Below are 17,787 nucleotides of genomic sequence, written 5' to 3'. Positions count from 1 at the left end.
GAGTTGCTGATATGCAGAAATTATCTGCACTCCACATAACTTACCGACAAATAAGGGGAAAATCATGCGTAATCAATTATCAATTATTTCCATGGCGCTGGTCTTGACAATGGGTGGCTGTGCTAGTACGCCCGAAACGCAGAATAACAGAGCTCGAGACACGGCTATAGGCGCAGGGATCGGTGCGAGTACAGGCGCAATAATTGGCGTTCTTGCAGGCAAAGGGACGGGTGCGGCGATTGGCGCGGCTGCGGGTGCCGGTCTTGGGGCTATTGCCGGGAATGTATGGTCCAGAAGAATGGAACAGCAAAAAAAGGATATGGAACAAGCTACCTCCGGTACGGGTGTACAAGTCGTCAAGACATCGGATAACCGCCTGAAGCTGGATATCCCCAGCGATATTTCATTTGATACCGGCCGCGCGGAGATCAAATATGATTTCAAACCGGTACTGGATAGCTTTGCGACGAGCCTGAGCAATAATACTGCTTCCCAGGTAACGATCATTGGACATACCGACAACTCGGGTAGCGATGCAATCAATAATCCCTTATCTATAAACCGCGCGGCCAGCACGCGGGATTATTTGGTGAGCCGGGGCGTTTCTTCGAATCGCATCAATATTGATGGTCGTGGTTCGCGTGAGCCTCTAGTCGCCAACGATACGCCCGCAAACAGAGCTAAAAACCGTCGTGTTGAAATTTTTGTCGCTGAGCCGCAAGCCGCTTCAGAGTAGGACCGCCGGCGTTTACAACGCAATAAACCCGTGGATAAAATGGAACTGGTTGTATCGTCTCTTACGCCTTGGAGAGCTCGAATTGAAAGCACCAGTCCTCCATGGGGCGCTATTGGCTGTGAGATGTCATGGACCGGTAGGCAAATCCCTTACGGGTATGCGCCAGATAAATGCAACCAGGATAATACCCAGCATAGCCAGCATCACCTGATGCCAGACAGATGGCATCATCAGAATGGAACTGCCGAATGATATCGCCAGCAGGAAGTAAACCCAGCGCTTCACCCGCCGTGGAATGCTACGATGTTCAACCCACTCTCGGATGATCGGACCTGCAACGCGATTAGCCAGAAGCCTGTCATGGAAGTGTTTCGAACTGCGCGCGAAGCAGGCCGCGGCCAGTAGTACAAAAGGAGTGGTAGGCAATATCGGCAGCACTACGCCTGCCACAGCAAGTATCAGCGCAGCGAACCCCGCTGCCAGGTAGAGATACCGTACGACAGGCGAATCGTGCAACCGCATCAACGACGGCTCTTGCTGTTCCTGGCATACCTCATCGTTCAAACGCTCTTGCATATGCGTGGGTTTAATGGAAATGTTGACGAGTTTAAAAATTTAATCGCTCTTTTATCAAGCCGTGGGCGGTTAGCCGGTATAATAAAGTTTGAGGGCGTCCAAATACTAATTCAATTCTTGGGGCAATCATGTCTAAAGTAAACACACTGATCAATTTGAGCATACTACTATTGGGCATGGTTTTATTGCCCCAGGCTGCATTTTCTGAAACCAGGCAAGGAGCGTCCAACGTGACCGAACTTATAAAAGAAGATACCAAAATTGGTACTGGCGAAGAGGCGGTCGTCGGCAAGGCGGTTGAAGTGCATTATACCGGCTGGCTTTACGATCCCAGCGCGGCTGATAAAAAAGGAACAAAATTCGATAGCTCGCGTGATCGCGGCACGCCTTTTTCGTTTCTGCTGGGCGCGGGCCGCGTAATCAAAGGCTGGGATCGAGGTGTGGCCGGCATGAAGGTGGGGGGGCAACGAACTTTGATCATTCCCGCCGATATGGCCTATGGCGCACAAGGGGCGGGTAAGGTCATTCCACCGAACGCGGCGCTGATTTTTGAGGTTGAGCTATTAGGTTTGCGCCAAGGATCTACACACTGATTATCCCGGCGATGAGGTGTTGCCATCTTATCAAGATGATTAATTCAGGGTGATTGAATCAGGCTATTCACTGTCTTGAATATCCGCCGTTGCCAAGCAAAAAACCCTGAAATGCACATTGACTTATCAACTTAAAGCATTCACAATTGGCAGTTTCGTTTGGAGGGGTTCCCGAGCGGTCAAAGGGATCAGACTGTAAATCTGACGGCTCTGCCTTCGAAGGTTCGAATCCTTCCCCCTCCACCAAATCAGGTGGTGTATACAGGTATGGCAGGGCTGCGAGGCGCTGGCAACTTCTGCAATCCTGATGAGCCCGGTTTTAGATAGCGGGCGACGCATGGTGGTGCGCGACGCCTTTTCTCTGATGAGTTGATTGGGCGCTTCAATCCAGATCGATGGCTAGATGCGGGTGTAGCTCAATGGTAGAGCAGAAGCCTTCCAAGCTTACGACGAGGGTTCGATTCCCTTCACCCGCTCCAGATTCGGGCCAGAGAAAAGCTAAAAGTGTTGGCAAAATTATTGCAGGATACTGAAGGCGAGTGACAGGTTTTAGGCAGGAAGACGCTTGCCCATGTAGCTCAGTGGCAGAGCACTCCCTTGGTAAGGGAGAGGTCGCCAGTTCAATCCTGGCCATGGGCTCCATAGGACGTGAATATAAAAGGTGCTTTAAAAAGGAACGATCATGGCAAAGAGTAAATTTGAGCGGACGAAGCCGCACGTAAACGTTGGCACGATAGGGCATGTGGATCATGGCAAGACCACATTAACGGCGGCGATCACCATGGTATTGACGAAGAAGTTTGGTGGTGAGGCGAAGAGTTACGCGCAGATTGACTCGGCGCCGGAAGAGAAGGCGCGGGGCATCACCATCAACACATCGCACGTAGAGTACGAGACGGTGAAGCGTCACTATGCGCACGTTGACTGTCCGGGCCACGCCGACTACGTCAAGAACATGATTACCGGTGCTGCGCAGATGGATGGCGCGATACTGGTCGTATCGGCTGCGGACGGGCCGATGCCGCAGACCCGCGAACACATACTTCTGGCGCGTCAGGTAGGGGTTCCCTACATAGTTGTCTACATGAACAAAGCGGACATGGTAGACGACGACGAACTGCTGGAACTGGTGGAAATGGAAGTACGGGAACTGTTGTCCAAATACAACTTTCCGGGAGACGACACCCCCATCATCATCGGTTCTGCCCTCAAAGCACTTGAAGGCGATCAGAGCGACATAGGCGAGCCCTCCATATTCAAGCTGGCGGATGCGCTCGACAGCTACATTCCTGAGCCTGTTCGCGCGATAGACGGCCCCTTCCTGATGCCGGTGGAAGACGTTTTCTCCATCTCCGGTCGCGGCACCGTAGTCACTGGACGTGTAGAGCGCGGCATCGTCAAGGTAGGCGAGGAAATCGAGATAGTGGGACTCAAGCCCACCATCAAGACAGTATGTACTGGCGTGGAAATGTTCAGGAAACTGCTGGACCAGGGGCAGGCCGGCGACAACGTTGGCGTATTGCTGCGAGGCACCAAGCGAGAAGACGTCGAGCGTGGCCAGGTATTGGCCAAGCCTGGCACCATCAACCCTCACACCAAATTCACCGCCGAGATATACGTACTGAGCAAAGAAGAAGGTGGGCGTCACACCCCATTTTTCCAGGGCTATCGGCCCCAGTTCTACTTTCGCACCACCGACGTAACGGGTGCGATTGAATTGCCTGCGGGCACCGAGATGGTCATGCCTGGCGACAACGTCTCCGTGATGGTCAACCTGATTGCGCCGATTGCGATGGAAGAAGGTCTGCGTTTTGCCATTCGCGAGGGCGGCAGAACCGTTGGCGCAGGCGTGGTGGCAAAGATTATCGAGTGACGTCGCCGAGCCCGTTCCAAACGTTGAAGACCTTTGTATTCATGTCCGAAATACAGGCCAGTAGCTCAATTGGCAGAGCGTCGGTCTCCAAAACCGAAGGTTGGGGGTTCGATGCCCTCCTGGCCTGCCACCCTAAGAGATGCTATTGAAAATCATAGCTTACTGCATATTTTTCTAGGGAAGCAAAGCTTCATAATACCACCAACACATTGCATGAAGAGCTGAGGTTGCAATTGTATGATCAGCTCCTGCACCGCTTCATTTACTGATAAGTATCACAGGCAGAGTGGGATAGAGTAGTGGATAAGATCAAGTTGGGATTCGCGCTTCTGCTGTTGATCTCGGGTATTGCCGGTTTCTATTACCTGCGCGAAAGTGCCATGGTAATACGCGTCATTTCCGTACTCGCTGGTATCGTTCTTGCGGCGGTGGTGGTCTGGTTTACTACCCAAGGCAAACAGTTCTATGCGTTCAGTAGAGAGTCATCGGAAGAAACCCGGAAAGTTGTATGGCCGACCCGTAAAGAGACGATGCAAACTACCGGAATAGTTTTTGGTTTTGTTCTGGTAATGGCTCTGTTTTTATGGATGGTGGACGCGGGCTTGTTGATGGCGGTGAAATATCTGATGGGACAGGAGGGGTGATGGATAAGAAGTGGTATGTGGTTCATGCCTACTCCGGATTCGAGAAGGGTGTGCAGCGCGCGTTGAAGGAACGAATTAATCGTGCCGGAATGCAGGAAAAATTTGGACAGATACTTGTTCCGGTAGAAGAAGTCATTGAGATGAAAGGCGGCCAGAAGAATCTCAGCGAACGGAAATTTTTTCCTGGCTATGTACTGGTCGAGATGGAGATGACCGACGAGACATGGCACCTGGTCAAAAATACGGCCAAGGTGACGGGCTTTATCGGGGGTTCGGCCATGAAGCCGACACCCATCAGCGACAAGGAAGTGCAGAATATCCTTCATCAGATTCAGGAAGGGGTGGAGAAACCCAAGCCTAAGGTTCTTTTTGAAACGGGCGAGGCAGTTCGCGTCAAGGAAGGGCCGTTCACCGATTTCCACGGTAACGTGGAAGATGTCAATTATGACAAGAGCAAAATCAGGGTATCGGTTTCTATTTTCGGCCGGCCGACGCCGGTGGAACTGGATTTCAGCCAAGTCGAAAAAGCCTAGATACGGAATGGAATGGGTTGGCGCTCAGGATTGAGTACGCTGCCCTGTTTGTTGTTAACGCGGGGAGAGCTTAACGTTCGCTTGTACCCAAAAGGAGAGTTATTGTGGCAAAGAAGATAGTCGGCTATATCAAATTGCAAGTGGCGGCAGGCAAAGCCAACCCGAGTCCACCGATAGGCCCTGCGCTTGGCCAGCGAGGGTTGAATATCATGGAATTTTGTAAGGCGTTTAACGCCGCGACCCAGAAAATGGAAGTTGGGCTGCCGGTACCGGTTGTTATAACCGCTTACGCCGACAAGAGCTTCACTTTCACCATGAAAACCACGCCGGCGACCGTTCTGATAAAGAAAGCAGTGGGCGTCAGCAAGGGTAGTCCCAAGCCTCATACTGATAAAATAGGTCGGTTGACGCGGAAACAGGCAGAAGAAATCGCACAAATAAAAACGCCGGATCTGACAGCGGCCGACATGGACGCCGCGGTGCGCACTATTGCCGGCAGTGCCCGCAGCATGGGCGTCGAAGTGGAGGGCATATAAATGGCGCAGGTATCTAAACGTTTCAAGGCGATTATTGAAAAAGTTGATCGCAGCAAGTTTTATCCCCTGCCGGACGCCCTCAAGATCATCAAGGAAACCGCCACCGCAAAATTTGACGAGTCTATCGATGTGGCTGTCAATTTAGGTATTGATGCAAAGAAATCCGACCAGGCTGTTCGTGGTTCAGTGGTTCTGCCCGCGGGCATTGGCAAAACAGTGCGAGTAGCGGTATTTGCCCAGGGTGATAAGGCTAAGGAGGCTCTTGCAGCCGGCGCGGATATTGTCGGGTTTGAAGATCTGGCGGAACAGATCAAAGCAGGAAACATAGATTTTGATGTGGCTATCGCAAGCCCTGATGCCATGCGCATTGTTGGACAATTGGGGCAGATACTGGGGCCGCGCGGGTTGATGCCCAATCCCAAGGTGGGCACGGTGACTCCGGATGTTGCGGGTGCGGTAAAAAACGCCAAGGCGGGCCAAGTGCAATATCGTGCTGATAAAGCTGGCATCGTTCAGTGCACTATCGGCCGTGCATCATTTACCGTGGACGCGCTGATACAAAATATGCTGGCGCTGGTGGATGCGCTCAACAGGTCTAAACCCGCCGCCTCCAAAGGCGTTTATCTTAGAAAGATCTCGGTTTCCAGCACCATGGGAACAGGCGTCCGAGTGGATCAGGCTAACATGCGTTAAGTTTTAATGGATTTATTTGTAAGACTTTGGGCCGCCGGAAAGGCATGCTGTATCTAGCGTGTTGTATCTGTTCGGCGGGTTGTCAAAGACCGTTGGGGTTGTTGAGCAATGGCAGAGCGTAACGATAAGCTGTGAATCAGTCTATTGAATGCAAACTATTGCTTGGAACTTAATTGCAAATAGAGATGGGAGAGAGGCTCAGCAGCGTTTGCATCGCTTTCGCTTCTGTTTTTCTCCATCTCAGGCACCCAGCGCAGATGGCGTGCCCCAAAACAGGAACAGATTGAGCTCCTGATTTAAGGTCGCCAGTTCGCGATAGTTGAGTAGGTTGTCGGGTTTTGGTTCTGAGTTTTATGAGCTTACCAATACCACAAGCTGAGCTCGCGTCGCATTTTAACTGATGGAGAATGCCCTTGAGTCTAAATTTGGAAGAAAAGAAAGCAGTAATCGCTGAAGTAAGCGCTCAGGTGGCGAATGCGCAGGCAATCATTATCGCGGAGTACCGTGGTCTTACCGTTGGACATATGACGCAATTGCGCGCGAAGGCGCGTCAATCGGGAATATATTTTAGGGTCGTCAAAAACTCGCTAGCGCGTAGAGCAATTTCAGATACACCATTTTCGAAGCTTTCCGGGCATATGGTCGGTCCGCTTGTCTATGGTATCGGAAGTGACCCGGTTGCGGCGGCGAAGGTGCTGTACGAGTTTTCCAGGACCAATGATAAATTGGTGATCAAAGCTGGCGCCATGGCTAATTTGCTGATGTCCAGCAATGACGTCGCAAGCCTTGCTTCTCTCCCAAGCCGTGACGAGCTGCTTGCAAAACTGTTAGGTACGATGCAAGCGCCCATCACTAATTTTGTTCGAACCCTCAACGAAGTGCCTACCCGTTTTGTCCGCGGCCTTGCAGCCGTCCGTGACCAGAAACAAGCCGCCTAGTCCGGTATTAGTATTTCGAGATCGTAATCAATCAGGTTAATTATCAGGAGAAAACCATGGCGATAGCCAAAGCAGAAATTTTAGAATCGATTGCAAATATGACCGTGCTGGAACTTTCTCAGCTGATTAAGGAAATGGAAGAGAAATTTGGTGTCTCCGCCGCCGCCGCTACCGTCATGGCGGCTGCTCCCGCCGCCGGTGCTGCTGCCGCGGCTGTGGAGGAGCAAACGGAATTTACCGTAATGCTGACTGCCGTGGGCGATAGCAAGGTAAACGTGATCAAAGTAGTACGCGCGGTTACCGGACTGGGCTTGAAAGAAGCGAAAGATCTGGTGGACGGCGCACCCAAAGCAGTCAAGGAAGGTATCGCCAAAGCCGATGCGGAAGCCATCCAGAAACAGTTGACCGAAGCCGGCGCAACTGCCGAAATTAAATAAGATAAAACGATAAGACCAGCTGGCGGCGTGAAAGACGCCGTCAGATACTGGCTATTTTAACGTTCGGATTTCCGCATTTTTATGCGCCAGAACACTCAGCACGGTAGCTAAAACCAGGTACTCTGCTCCAATTTTCTGTCCATCTGTCTTCTGACCCCCCCGGAGAGATTCCATGAGCTATTCGTTTACCGAGAAAAAACGTATTCGGAAAAGTTTCGCAAAGCGCGCCAGCGTTTTGCCGATTCCCTTTCTTCTCGCTACTCAAATCGAGTCTTACGCAGCTTTTCTGCAAGCTCAAGTCGACCCTGATTTTCGCGCCACTGAGGGATTGCAGGCCGCGTTTATGTCGATTTTTCCGATCGAGAGCCATTCCAAGAATGCCCGCCTCGACTTCGTTAATTACGTGCTTGGCATGCCCCCGTTTGACGTCAAGGAATGTCAGCAGCGTGGCCTTACCTACGCTTCTCCCTTGCGGGCAAAAGTCCGCTTGACGATCATGGATAAGGAGGCTTCCAAGCCAACCGTGAAGGAGGTAAAGGAGCAGGAAGTCTACATGGGCGAGATTCCGCTCATGACCACCACAGGTTCGTTCGTTATCAATGGAACAGAGCGTGTAATCGTCTCTCAACTGCATCGCTCACCCGGGGTATTTTTCGAGCATGATCGGGGTAAAACGCATTCGTCCGGTAAACTGCTCTTTTCTGCGCGCATTATTCCCTACCGCGGTTCCTGGCTGGATTTCGAGTTTGACCCCAAGGACTATCTCTATTTCCGCGTCGACCGCCGTCGTAAAATGCCAATTACTGTTTTGCTCAAAGCAATAGGCTATACGCCAGAGCAAATTCTTGCGGGTTTCTTTTCATTTGATACCTTCCACCTGCCGCAGAAGGGTATCCTGTTTGAATTGATACCGGAACGTTTGCGTGGTGATACCGCCCGTTTCGATATCGTATCCAAAAGCGGCAAAATTATTGTCCAGAAAGACAAGCGTATCACCGTCAAGCACGTTCGTGAAATGCAGCAAGCCGGCATAGATAAACTTGCGGTTTCGGAAGACTTTCTGCTAGGCCGCATATTGGGCCATAATGTGGTGGATAAGGAAACAGGTGAAGTCCTGGCGCTTGCCAACGACGAGATCACGGAAACTCTGCTCGCTAAACTGCGAGAGGCGGATATAAAAGAAATCCACACCATTTATACAAACGATCTTGATCAGGGCGCTTATATATCGCAAACACTGAGAATAGACGAGACCGCGGACCAGATGGCCGCGCAGGTAGCCATCTACCGGATGATGCGTCCCGGTGAACCACCTACCGAAGACGCTGTCAAGGCGTTGTTCAACGGATTGTTCTACGCACCCGAACGCTATGATCTTTCAGTGGTGGGGCGGATGAAATTCAATCGCCGCATAGGCAAGACTGAACTGGATGGTTCTACAACGTTGTCTAATGACGACATTATTGCAGTGATCAGGATTCTGGTCGAACTGCGCAATGGCCGTGGTGAAATCGACGATATCGATCACCTGGGTAATCGTCGTGTGCGCTCGGTCGGTGAACTGGCGGAAAATCAATTTCGTTCTGGCCTGGTGCGGGTCGAAAGAGCGGTAAAAGAGCGGCTCAGCCAAGCCGAGTCAGATAATCTGATGCCGCATGACTTGATTAACGCGAAGCCGGTATCGGCTGCGGTGCGGGAGTTTTTTGGTTCCAGCCAGTTATCGCAATTCATGGACCAGACCAATCCGCTTTCGGAAATCACGCATAAACGCCGTGTGTCCGCGTTGGGCCCGGGCGGGTTGACGCGCGAGCGGGCAGGATTTGAGGTGCGCGATGTACACCCCACTCACTATGGTCGGGTATGTCCGATTGAAACACCGGAAGGCCCCAACATCGGGCTGATAAATTCATTGGCGCTGTATGCCCGGACCAATGAATATGGCTTCATGGAAACCCCGTACAGTAAAGTGAAGGACGGCCATGTAACCGAAGAGATTGACTATCTGTCGGCCATTGAAGAAGGTCAATTTGTGATTGCCCAGGCAAATGCAGAGCTGGATAGCAATGGGAATTTTACCAACGACATTGTTTCCTGTCGTCATAAGAACGAATTTACGCTTTCAAGTCCGGACCGGATCGAGTACATGGATGTGGCGCCCGCTCAGATCGTGTCGGTAGCAGCGTCGTTGATTCCATTTCTGGAACACGATGACGCCAATCGCGCGCTGATGGGCTCCAACATGCAACGGCAGGCGGTTCCCTGCCTGCGCGCAGAGAAGCCTCTGGTTGGCACCGGTATCGAACGGGTAGTGGCGGTGGATTCAGGAACAGCGGTAAAGGCGGTGCGAGGCGGCATCGTGGATTATGTGGATGCGAGCCGTATCGTGGTTCGGGTACATGATATTGAAACCCGCGTGGGTGAAGTGGGTGTGGACATATACAATCTGATCAAATACACCCGTTCCAACCAGAATACCAATATTAACCAGCGGCCACTGGTGAAAGTAGGCGACATCATTGCGCGTGGCGATGTGGTGGCGGATGGCGCCTCCACGGACAAGGGTGAACTGGCGCTGGGGCAGAACATGCTGGTGGCATTTATGCCGTGGAATGGCTACAACTTTGAGGATTCGATTCTCATCTCCGAGCGTATCGTTGCCAATGATCGTTTCACGTCTATCCATATCGAAGAACTGTCGGTGGTGAGCCGTGATACAAAACTGGGAACGGAAGAAATCACAGGTGATATTTCCAACCTGTCGGAAGTACAACTCGGACGTCTGGATGCTTCTGGCATCGTTCATATCGGTGCGGAAGTAGAGGCTGGCGACGTATTGGTAGGAAAGGTCACCCCCAAGGGCGAAACTCAATTGACACCTGAAGAAAAGCTTCTGCGCGCTATTTTTGGCGAGAAAGCTTCTGACGTCAAGGATACGTCGTTACGGGTGCCATCAGGTATTTCCGGTACAGTCATTGATGTGCAGGTCTTTACCCGGGAAGGTATAGAACGTGATAAGCGCGCCCAGCAGATCATCGATGATGAGCTGAAGCGATACAAGAAGGATCTGGCTGACCAGATGCGGATTGTGGAAGGGGACGCATTTGAGCGTATCGAGCGCTTGCTCAAGGGTAAGGTTGCAACTGGCGGGCCTAAAAAGCTCGTCAAGGGCGCACCTGTCACCAAGGAATATCTCGATAGCATCGATCCGCATCACTGGTTCGACATTCGTCTTTCTGATGAAGAGGCAAGCCTGCAGCTCGAACAGATCGAGGAAGGTTTGGCCCAGAAACGCAAAGCGTTCGATGACGCTTTTGAGGAGAAGAAAAAGAAACTTACGCAAGGTGATGAATTGCCGCCAGGCGTTCAGAAAATGGTTAAGGTTTATGTCGCCGTAAAGCGGCGGCTCCAGCCGGGAGATAAAATGGCTGGGCGCCATGGGAATAAGGGTGTTATTTCGAAGATAGTGCCGGTAGAAGATATGCCCTACATGGCAGATGGCACGCCGGTCGATGTAGTACTGAACCCCTTGGGTGTACCGTCGCGCATGAACGTGGGCCAGATTCTGGAAACCCATCTTGGATGGGCAGCGAAAGGATTGGGAACGAAGATCGGCGATATGCTTCGCGCGGGCGGCCGGACCGCCGAGATCCGGGATTTTCTCGACAAGATCTATAACACGAGTGGTAAGCAAGAGGATATCGCTTCGCTTACGGACGTGGAGATCCTCGACTTGGCAGAAAATCTCGTGGATGGCGTGCCGTTCGCAACCCCTGTGTTCGATGGCGCTACCGAACACGAAATCAAAGATATGCTGGAGCTTGCCGGCTTCCCAAGATCCGGTCAGGTGACGCTTCATGACGGCCGAACCGGTGAGGCGTTCGACCGCCCCGTGACGGTGGGCTATATGCATGTGTTGAAGTTGCATCATCTGGTGGACGATAAAATGCATGCGCGGTCAACCGGCCCCTATAGTCTGGTAACTCAGCAGCCTCTCGGCGGTAAGGCTCAGTTCGGCGGTCAGCGTTTTGGTGAAATGGAAGTATGGGCACTGGAAGCATACGGCGCCGCCTATACCTTGCAGGAAATGTTGACGGTCAAGTCCGACGATGTGAATGGGCGCACAAAGGTGTACGAGAGCATTGTCAAGGGCGACCATAAGATCGACGCAGGCATGCCGGAATCATTCAACGTACTGGTGAAGGAAATCCGTTCACTGGCAATGGATATTGATTTGGATCGGCATTAGCCATGTTGTGTAGAGGTACGGAGAACAGTTACTTTTTTCCTCGCTTTTCCACGGGAAATTTTATGTATCGATCCCTGATCAACAGGAGTGACAAATGAAAGCACTGCTTGATTTATTCAAACAGGTTACCCAGAAGGAAGAGTTCGATTCGATCAAGATCGGTCTGGCTTCTCCCGAGAAAATACGCTCTTGGTCCTATGGTGAAGTCAAGAAGCCGGAAACCATCAATTACCGTACGTTCAAGCCGGAACGAGATGGCCTATTCTGCGCAAAGATCTTCGGCCCGGTAAAGGATTATGAGTGTCTGTGCGGAAAATATAAACGTCTGAAACATCGTGGTGTTATCTGCGAGAAATGCGGTGTGGAAGTTACGCTGTCGAAGGTTCGGCGCGAGCGTATGGGTCATATCGAACTGGCTTCGCCGGTAGCGCATATCTGGTTCCTGAAATCGTTGCCATCCCGCTTGGGCATGGTTCTGGATATGACTTTACGTGATATCGAGCGTGTACTCTATTTTGAAGCTTATGTGGTAACGGATCCCGGCATGACGCCTCTTCAGCGGTGTCAGCTTTTGACGGATGACGACTATCGCGCCAAAACGGAAGAATATGGCGACGATTTTCGTGCGAGCATGGGTGCGGAAGGTGTGCGCGATTTATTGGGCAATCTCAACATTCGTGTTGAGATTGATAATCTTCGGCGCGAGATGGGTACAACCGGCTCCGAAACGAAGATGAAGAAAATCTCCAAGCGCCTGAAAGTATTGGAGGCATTCTGTAAGTCCGGGATTAAACCGGAGTGGATGGTTTTGGCGGTCCTGCCCGTGCTGCCGCCCGAGTTGCGCCCGTTGGTGCCGCTGGACGGCGGACGCTTCGCCACTTCTGATCTGAATGACTTGTATCGTCGCGTTATAAACCGCAACAATCGCTTGAAGCGTTTGCTTGAGTTGAAGGCGCCGGAAATCATCGTGCGCAACGAGAAACGCATGTTGCAGGAGGCGGTTGATTCGTTGCTGGATAACGGCCGTCGTGGCAAAGCCATGACCGGCGCCAACAAGCGGCCGCTAAAATCACTTGCCGATATGATCAAGGGCAAAGGAGGACGGTTCCGCCAAAATCTGCTGGGTAAACGTGTAGATTATTCCGGACGCTCGGTAATTGTGGTGGGCCCGCAGCTCAAATTGCACCAATGCGGCTTGCCGAAAAAAATGGCACTGGAATTGTTCAAGCCGTTTATCTTCAATAAACTCGAAATAATGGGTATCGCGAGCACCATAAAAGCGGCCAAACGCGAGGTGGAAAACGAGAGCCCTGTCGTTTGGGATATTCTTGAGGACGTTATTCGCCAGCATCCGGTAATGCTGAACCGGGCTCCTACATTGCATCGGCTTGGAATTCAGGCATTCGAACCGGTGTTGATCGAAGGCAAGGCAATCCAGTTGCATCCATTGGTATGCGCGGCATTCAACGCCGACTTCGACGGTGACCAGATGGCGGTCCACGTGCCGTTATCGCTGGAAGCACAAATGGAATGTCGCACGCTCATGATGTCGACCAACAATGTCTTGTCGCCGGCAAATGGAGAGCCGGTCATCGTGCCATCTCAGGATATCGTGTTGGGGCTGTACTACACCACACGGGAAAAGATCAATGCTCGCGGCGAAGGTATGATGTTTTCCAACATCAGCGAAGTTTCTCGGGCCTACGAGAGCCGCATAATTGAACTGAATGCCAGAATTACGGTGAGAATCAAGGAGTATGACGTAGACGCCGATGGCGAACGTCATGAGAAAACTACGCGTTATGACACCACTGTTGGGCGAGCGCTGCTGTCTGAAATTCTCCCCGCCGGGTTGCCTTTTCCGCTGATGAACAAAGTGCTCAAGAAGAAGGAGATTTCCAAGCTCATTAATGCCAGCTTCCGTCGCTGCGGACTTCGCGAAACAGTCATTTTTGCGGACAAATTGATGTATGCGGGGTTCACTTACGCAACACGCGCAGGAATATCGATCTGCCTGGACGACATGCTGACGCCGGTACAGAAGAATGACATTATCGGCGCTTCGGAAAGGGAAGTGCAGGAGATTGAGGTTCAGTACACTTCAGGTTTGGTGACACAGGGCGAACGCTATAACAAGGTAGTGGATATATGGGGTCGTGCTGGCGATCAGGTCGCTAAAGCCATGATGGATCAGTTGGGAGTTGAGCCGATAATCGATCTGGAAACCGGAGAAGTCAAAAAAGACAAGAAAGGCAAGGCACTGACGCAAGAATCCTTCAATTCGATTTATATGATGGCGGACTCGGGTGCGCGGGGTTCCGCTGCACAGATTCGCCAATTGGCGGGCATGCGTGGCTTGATGGCCAAGCCTGATGGTTCGATCATCGAGACGCCCATCACGGCGAACTTCCGCGAAGGGTTGAACGTGCTGCAGTATTTTATTTCAACGCATGGTGCACGCAAAGGTCTGGCCGATACCGCATTGAAGACCGCCAACTCCGGTTATCTTACCCGTCGCTTGGTCGATGTGACGCAGGATCTTGTGGTGACCCAGGACGACTGCGGCACAAGTAATGGCGTCGTAATGAAGGCCTTGGTCGAAGGTGGCGAAGTCATTGAAGCACTACGAGAACGCATACTTGGGCGGGTAGTCGCAAACGATGTAATCAACCCGGAGCATCAAGCCGTGATTTATCCGGCCGGCGCGCTACTGGACGAGAGCGCGGTCGATACCATTGAAGCATTGGGTATAGATGAGGTAAAAGTACGTACTCCGCTGACCTGCGAAACTCGTTATGGTTTATGTGCCAAGTGTTATGGACGTGACCTGGGACGCGGCACTCCCGTGAACGTAGGTGAAGCCGTGGGGGTAATTGCTGCCCAGTCAATTGGTGAGCCAGGTACTCAGCTCACGATGCGCACATTCCACATCGGGGGCGCTGCTTCCAGAACTGCTGTAGCAAGCCAGGTCGAGAGCAAGTCCAACGGTATTGTGCGTTATTCCCCAACCATGCGTTACGTTACCAATTCGCGCAGCGAGCTGATCGCAATTTCCCGGAGCGGCGAAGTAGTGGTACATGATGATAACGGCCGCGAGCGTGAACGCCATAAAGCGCCTTATGGAGCGACATTGCTGATCCGCGACGGTGAAGTGGTCAAAGCGGGGCAGGTCTTGGCAGCGTGGGATCCGCATACCCGCCCCATCATTACAGAATACGCCGGCAAGATTCGCTTCGAGAACGTGGAAGAAGGCGTGACGGTGGCCAAGCAGATAGACGAAGTAACTGGTTTATCTACGCTTGTAGTGATTGATCCGAAGCGGCGTGGCGTGGTGCAGACGAAGGGTTTGCGTCCGATGGTGAAGCTTCTGGATGAAGAGGGAAAGGAAGTGCGGCTCGCAGGTAGCGTTTTATCGGTCAGCATCACCTTCCAGATCGGCTCCGTTATTACGGTCCGGGATGGGCAACAGGTCAGCGTGGGCGAAGTACTGGCTCGTATCCCGCAGGAAAGTTCAAAAACGCGCGACATCACCGGCGGCCTGCCTCGTGTCGCGGAATTGTTTGAAGCGCGCTCTCCGAAGGATGCTGGCGTGTTGGCGGAGGTCACCGGTATCGTGTCCTTCGGCAAGGATACCAAAGGTAAACAGCGCCTGGTAATTACCGATCTGGACGGGATCTCGCATGAGTATTTGATCCCCAAGGAAAAGCACGTCACAGCCCACGATGGACAAGTCGTGAATAAAGGGGAGAGCATCGTCGATGGGCCCGCCGATCCGCATGATATCCTCCGCTTGCTAGGCGTAGAAGCGCTTGCACGCTATATCACTGACGAGGTCCAGGATGTGTATCGACTGCAAGGTGTCAAGATCAATGACAAGCACATCGAAGTAATCGTGCGCCAGATGTTGCGGCGTATACAAATTGTGGATGCGGGGGATACACGCTTTATTCCAGGTGAGCAAGTTGAACGGGCGGACCTGTTGTCGGAAAACGAAAGGGTGGTGGCCGAGGACAAACAACCGGCGTCCTATGAATTCATGCTTCTGGGCATCACCAAGGCGTCGCTTTCCACCGATTCGTTCATTTCCGCGGCTTCCTTTCAGGAAACCACGCGTGTGCTAACCGAAGCGGCTATCATGGGCAAGCGGGATGACCTGCGAGGCTTAAAAGAAAATGTTATCGTCGGTCGGCTTATCCCTGCAGGCACGGGCCTTGCCTTCCATAATACCCGCAAGAAACAGAAACTGTTGTTAAATGCAGGAGAGAAGATAGGTTTGGGAGAGGAAGATGCAGGAGAAATGCGGAATAGTGGATATACTGTCTAACGAATAAAGGGATTGGATCAGCGACTGCCATGCGAGATAACGCCAACATCATATTTGTGTCTGGTGGAAAACTTAATTATGCCCATTGATATTGACGCGATAATTGCCGAGACACGTGGCAAAAACTTCGAGCTCTACGAAGATTATGTAAATCCGGTATTCGTCAAAGTCTTACGCACACTCGGTTTCAATCGAACGTGGGTGAGAGGCGAGGGGCCTTATCTTTGGGATGAGCACGGTACGCGCTACCTTGATTTCCTGACCAACTGGGGTGTTTTCAATTTTGGACGCCGTCATCCTGCCATTCGCGGCGCCTTGCAGCAGGTGCTGGACTCCGATTTCCCCGGATGGATCGGTTTCGACGCACCACCCCTTGCGGCTGCGCTGGCACGCGAACTCGTGAAACGCATGTCGCCTGGTCTGGACACTGTTTATTTCAGCAACTCGGGAACCGAAGCGATCGAAGCAGCGATCAAATTCGCGCGTGCCTATACAGGGCGGCCCTGCACCGCTCATCTTGCTAAAGCCTTCCATGGTCTGACCATGGGGGCGCTATCTCTAAATGGAGAAGCGAGTTTCCGGAGGGGTTTCGAGCCGATGCTTCCCGGTAGCTCGGAAGTATATCTTGGGGATCTCGCGGGTCTTGAGTCACGCCTTGCCCGGGGCGATGTTGCTGCCTTTGTCCTTGAGCCTATTCAGGGCAAGGGCGTTAATATCGCCAGTAACGAATATCTCCTCGGCGCTCAGGAGTTGTGTCGGAAATACGGCACCTTATTGATTTGTGACGAAGTTCAATCGGGCATGGGACGCACAGGGCGCTTTCTGGCCAGCCAATGGGTCGAGGGACTCCGCCCTGATATCATCTGTCTCTCCAAAGCGCTTTCGGGTGGCTATATCCCGCTCGGTGCGACTATTACGCGCCGCGCTGTTTATGATAGTGTTTACGATGGCATGCATCGGGCGATTGTTCATGCTTCGACGTTCGGTATGGGTAATATGGCAATGGCGGCGGGCCTGGCCTCGCTCAGCGTTCTGGACGATGAGAAGCTTACGGATCGGGCCATTGAGCTCGGTGCGCGTTTTCGCACGGGTATCGAGGCGATGGTGCCCCGCTTCGAATTTCTGAAGGGGGTGCGTCAACGTGGCCTAATGATCGCCATTGAGTTCGGTCAACCTGAATCGATGTCTCTCAGGGCGGCTTGGGCTATGGTCAACAAGATGGATGAGAATCTCTTCGCCCAAGCGATCGTTCTTCCACTCCTGGACGATCATCATATCTTGACTCAGGTAGCGGGACACGCCATGCCCATCGTAAAAATTCTTCCACCCTTGAATATCAGCGAAGCTGATGTGGATTGGTTCCTGGAAGCGCTCGAGGATGTGATGGTAAAATTGCACAAGTTTCCCGGACCGGCGTGGGAGGTATTGAAGAAGTTGGGCAACCACGCGCTTACCGCAAAGCGGCGCGAAGTTCGCGCTGCCTCCACCTGACGTTAAATACCGGATACTGGATATGCCGCGACTCGGTTCCGTGTAGATCATCCATACGGACGCCCGCAAACACCGAGTCTGGCTTTCTGGCGAATGTGGGGTGACTGCTGAAGTAGGCGTGTTCAGCCGCAAGCGCCTGATAGATATACCATTTGGTGCATCGTCTG

The 17,787-nt window shown here is 52.3% G+C and carries 13 protein-coding genes and 4 tRNA genes; 16 read left to right on the top strand and 1 reads right to left on the bottom strand.

Annotated features, from left to right (window positions below):
• Positions 1-64: 64 nt before the first annotated feature.
• Positions 65-736: a YiaD family glycine zipper/OmpA-like lipoprotein gene (locus tag BLS94_RS05935; protein ID WP_090958479.1), complete on the top strand. Its 672-nt coding sequence runs from the start codon at positions 65-67 to the stop codon at positions 734-736.
• Positions 737-862: 126 nt separating this feature from the next.
• Here BLS94_RS05935 and BLS94_RS05930 read toward each other — a convergent pair whose 3' ends face one another.
• Positions 863-1,312, bottom strand: coding sequence for a YbaN family protein (locus BLS94_RS05930; RefSeq protein ID WP_090958476.1), 450 nt, complete (start codon positions 1,310-1,312; stop codon positions 863-865).
• A 128-nt stretch (positions 1,313-1,440) separates the two neighbouring features.
• On the opposite strand from BLS94_RS05930, the gene BLS94_RS05925 reads away from it, so the two are divergent.
• The 15 genes from BLS94_RS05925 to BLS94_RS05855 all read left to right on the top strand — a co-directional run bounded on the left by BLS94_RS05925 (position 1,441) and on the right by BLS94_RS05855 (position 17,620).
• Positions 1,441-1,905: an FKBP-type peptidyl-prolyl cis-trans isomerase gene (locus BLS94_RS05925; protein WP_090958473.1), complete on the top strand. Its 465-nt coding sequence runs from the start codon at positions 1,441-1,443 to the stop codon at positions 1,903-1,905.
• Positions 1,906-2,066: 161 nt separating this feature from the next.
• Positions 2,067-2,151, top strand: a tRNA-Tyr gene (locus tag BLS94_RS05920).
• Positions 2,152-2,310: 159 nt separating this feature from the next.
• A tRNA-Gly gene (locus BLS94_RS05915) sits at positions 2,311-2,384 on the top strand.
• Between the two features lie 88 nt (positions 2,385-2,472).
• Positions 2,473-2,547, top strand: a tRNA-Thr gene (locus tag BLS94_RS05910).
• A gap of 40 nt (positions 2,548-2,587) precedes the next feature.
• Complete coding sequence (gene tuf, locus BLS94_RS05905) at positions 2,588-3,778, top strand: elongation factor Tu (RefSeq protein ID WP_090958465.1); 1,191 nt, start codon at positions 2,588-2,590, stop codon at positions 3,776-3,778.
• 54 nt (positions 3,779-3,832) lie between these two features.
• Positions 3,833-3,908: transfer RNA gene (locus tag BLS94_RS05900), tRNA-Trp, on the top strand.
• Between the two features lie 169 nt (positions 3,909-4,077).
• Positions 4,078-4,422, top strand: a complete 345-nt coding sequence (secE, locus tag BLS94_RS05895; RefSeq protein WP_072767137.1) for a preprotein translocase subunit SecE — start codon at positions 4,078-4,080, stop codon at positions 4,420-4,422.
• Positions 4,422-4,955 (top strand): transcription termination/antitermination protein NusG, encoded by a 534-nt coding sequence (gene nusG / locus BLS94_RS05890; protein ID WP_025042210.1) that lies wholly within the window; start codon positions 4,422-4,424, stop codon positions 4,953-4,955. The genes secE and nusG overlap by 1 nt, the downstream gene beginning before the upstream one ends.
• 104 nt (positions 4,956-5,059) lie before the next feature.
• Entirely contained in the window at positions 5,060-5,491 is a 432-nt protein-coding gene (gene rplK, locus BLS94_RS05885) for a 50S ribosomal protein L11 (protein WP_090958462.1), read from the top strand.
• Positions 5,492-6,184, top strand: a complete 693-nt coding sequence (rplA, locus tag BLS94_RS05880; protein ID WP_090958459.1) for a 50S ribosomal protein L1 — start codon at positions 5,492-5,494, stop codon at positions 6,182-6,184.
• A gap of 413 nt (positions 6,185-6,597) precedes the next feature.
• Positions 6,598-7,122 (top strand): 50S ribosomal protein L10, encoded by a 525-nt coding sequence (gene rplJ / locus BLS94_RS05875; protein ID WP_090958456.1) that lies wholly within the window; start codon positions 6,598-6,600, stop codon positions 7,120-7,122.
• Positions 7,123-7,178: 56 nt separating this feature from the next.
• Complete coding sequence (rplL, locus tag BLS94_RS05870) at positions 7,179-7,559, top strand: 50S ribosomal protein L7/L12 (protein WP_090958453.1); 381 nt, start codon at positions 7,179-7,181, stop codon at positions 7,557-7,559.
• A 172-nt stretch (positions 7,560-7,731) separates the two neighbouring features.
• Complete coding sequence (gene rpoB / locus BLS94_RS05865) at positions 7,732-11,805, top strand: DNA-directed RNA polymerase subunit beta (RefSeq protein WP_090958449.1); 4,074 nt, start codon at positions 7,732-7,734, stop codon at positions 11,803-11,805.
• Positions 11,806-11,899: 94 nt separating this feature from the next.
• Positions 11,900-16,129 (top strand): DNA-directed RNA polymerase subunit beta', encoded by a 4,230-nt coding sequence (gene rpoC / locus BLS94_RS05860; protein WP_072767131.1) that lies wholly within the window; start codon positions 11,900-11,902, stop codon positions 16,127-16,129.
• Between the two features lie 78 nt (positions 16,130-16,207).
• Positions 16,208-17,620 carry an aspartate aminotransferase family protein gene (locus tag BLS94_RS05855; RefSeq protein WP_090958446.1) on the top strand — a complete coding sequence of 471 codons (1,413 nt, stop codon included), beginning with the start codon at positions 16,208-16,210 and terminating at the stop codon, positions 17,618-17,620.
• The last annotated feature ends 167 nt before the right edge of the window (positions 17,621-17,787 follow it).

Source organism: Nitrosospira sp. Nsp18 (genome assembly GCF_900103145.1).
Lineage (GTDB): Bacteria > Pseudomonadota > Gammaproteobacteria > Burkholderiales > Nitrosomonadaceae > Nitrosospira.
Note: the sequence above shows the minus strand (reverse complement) of the source record. Positions and strands in the feature narration are given on the sequence as shown.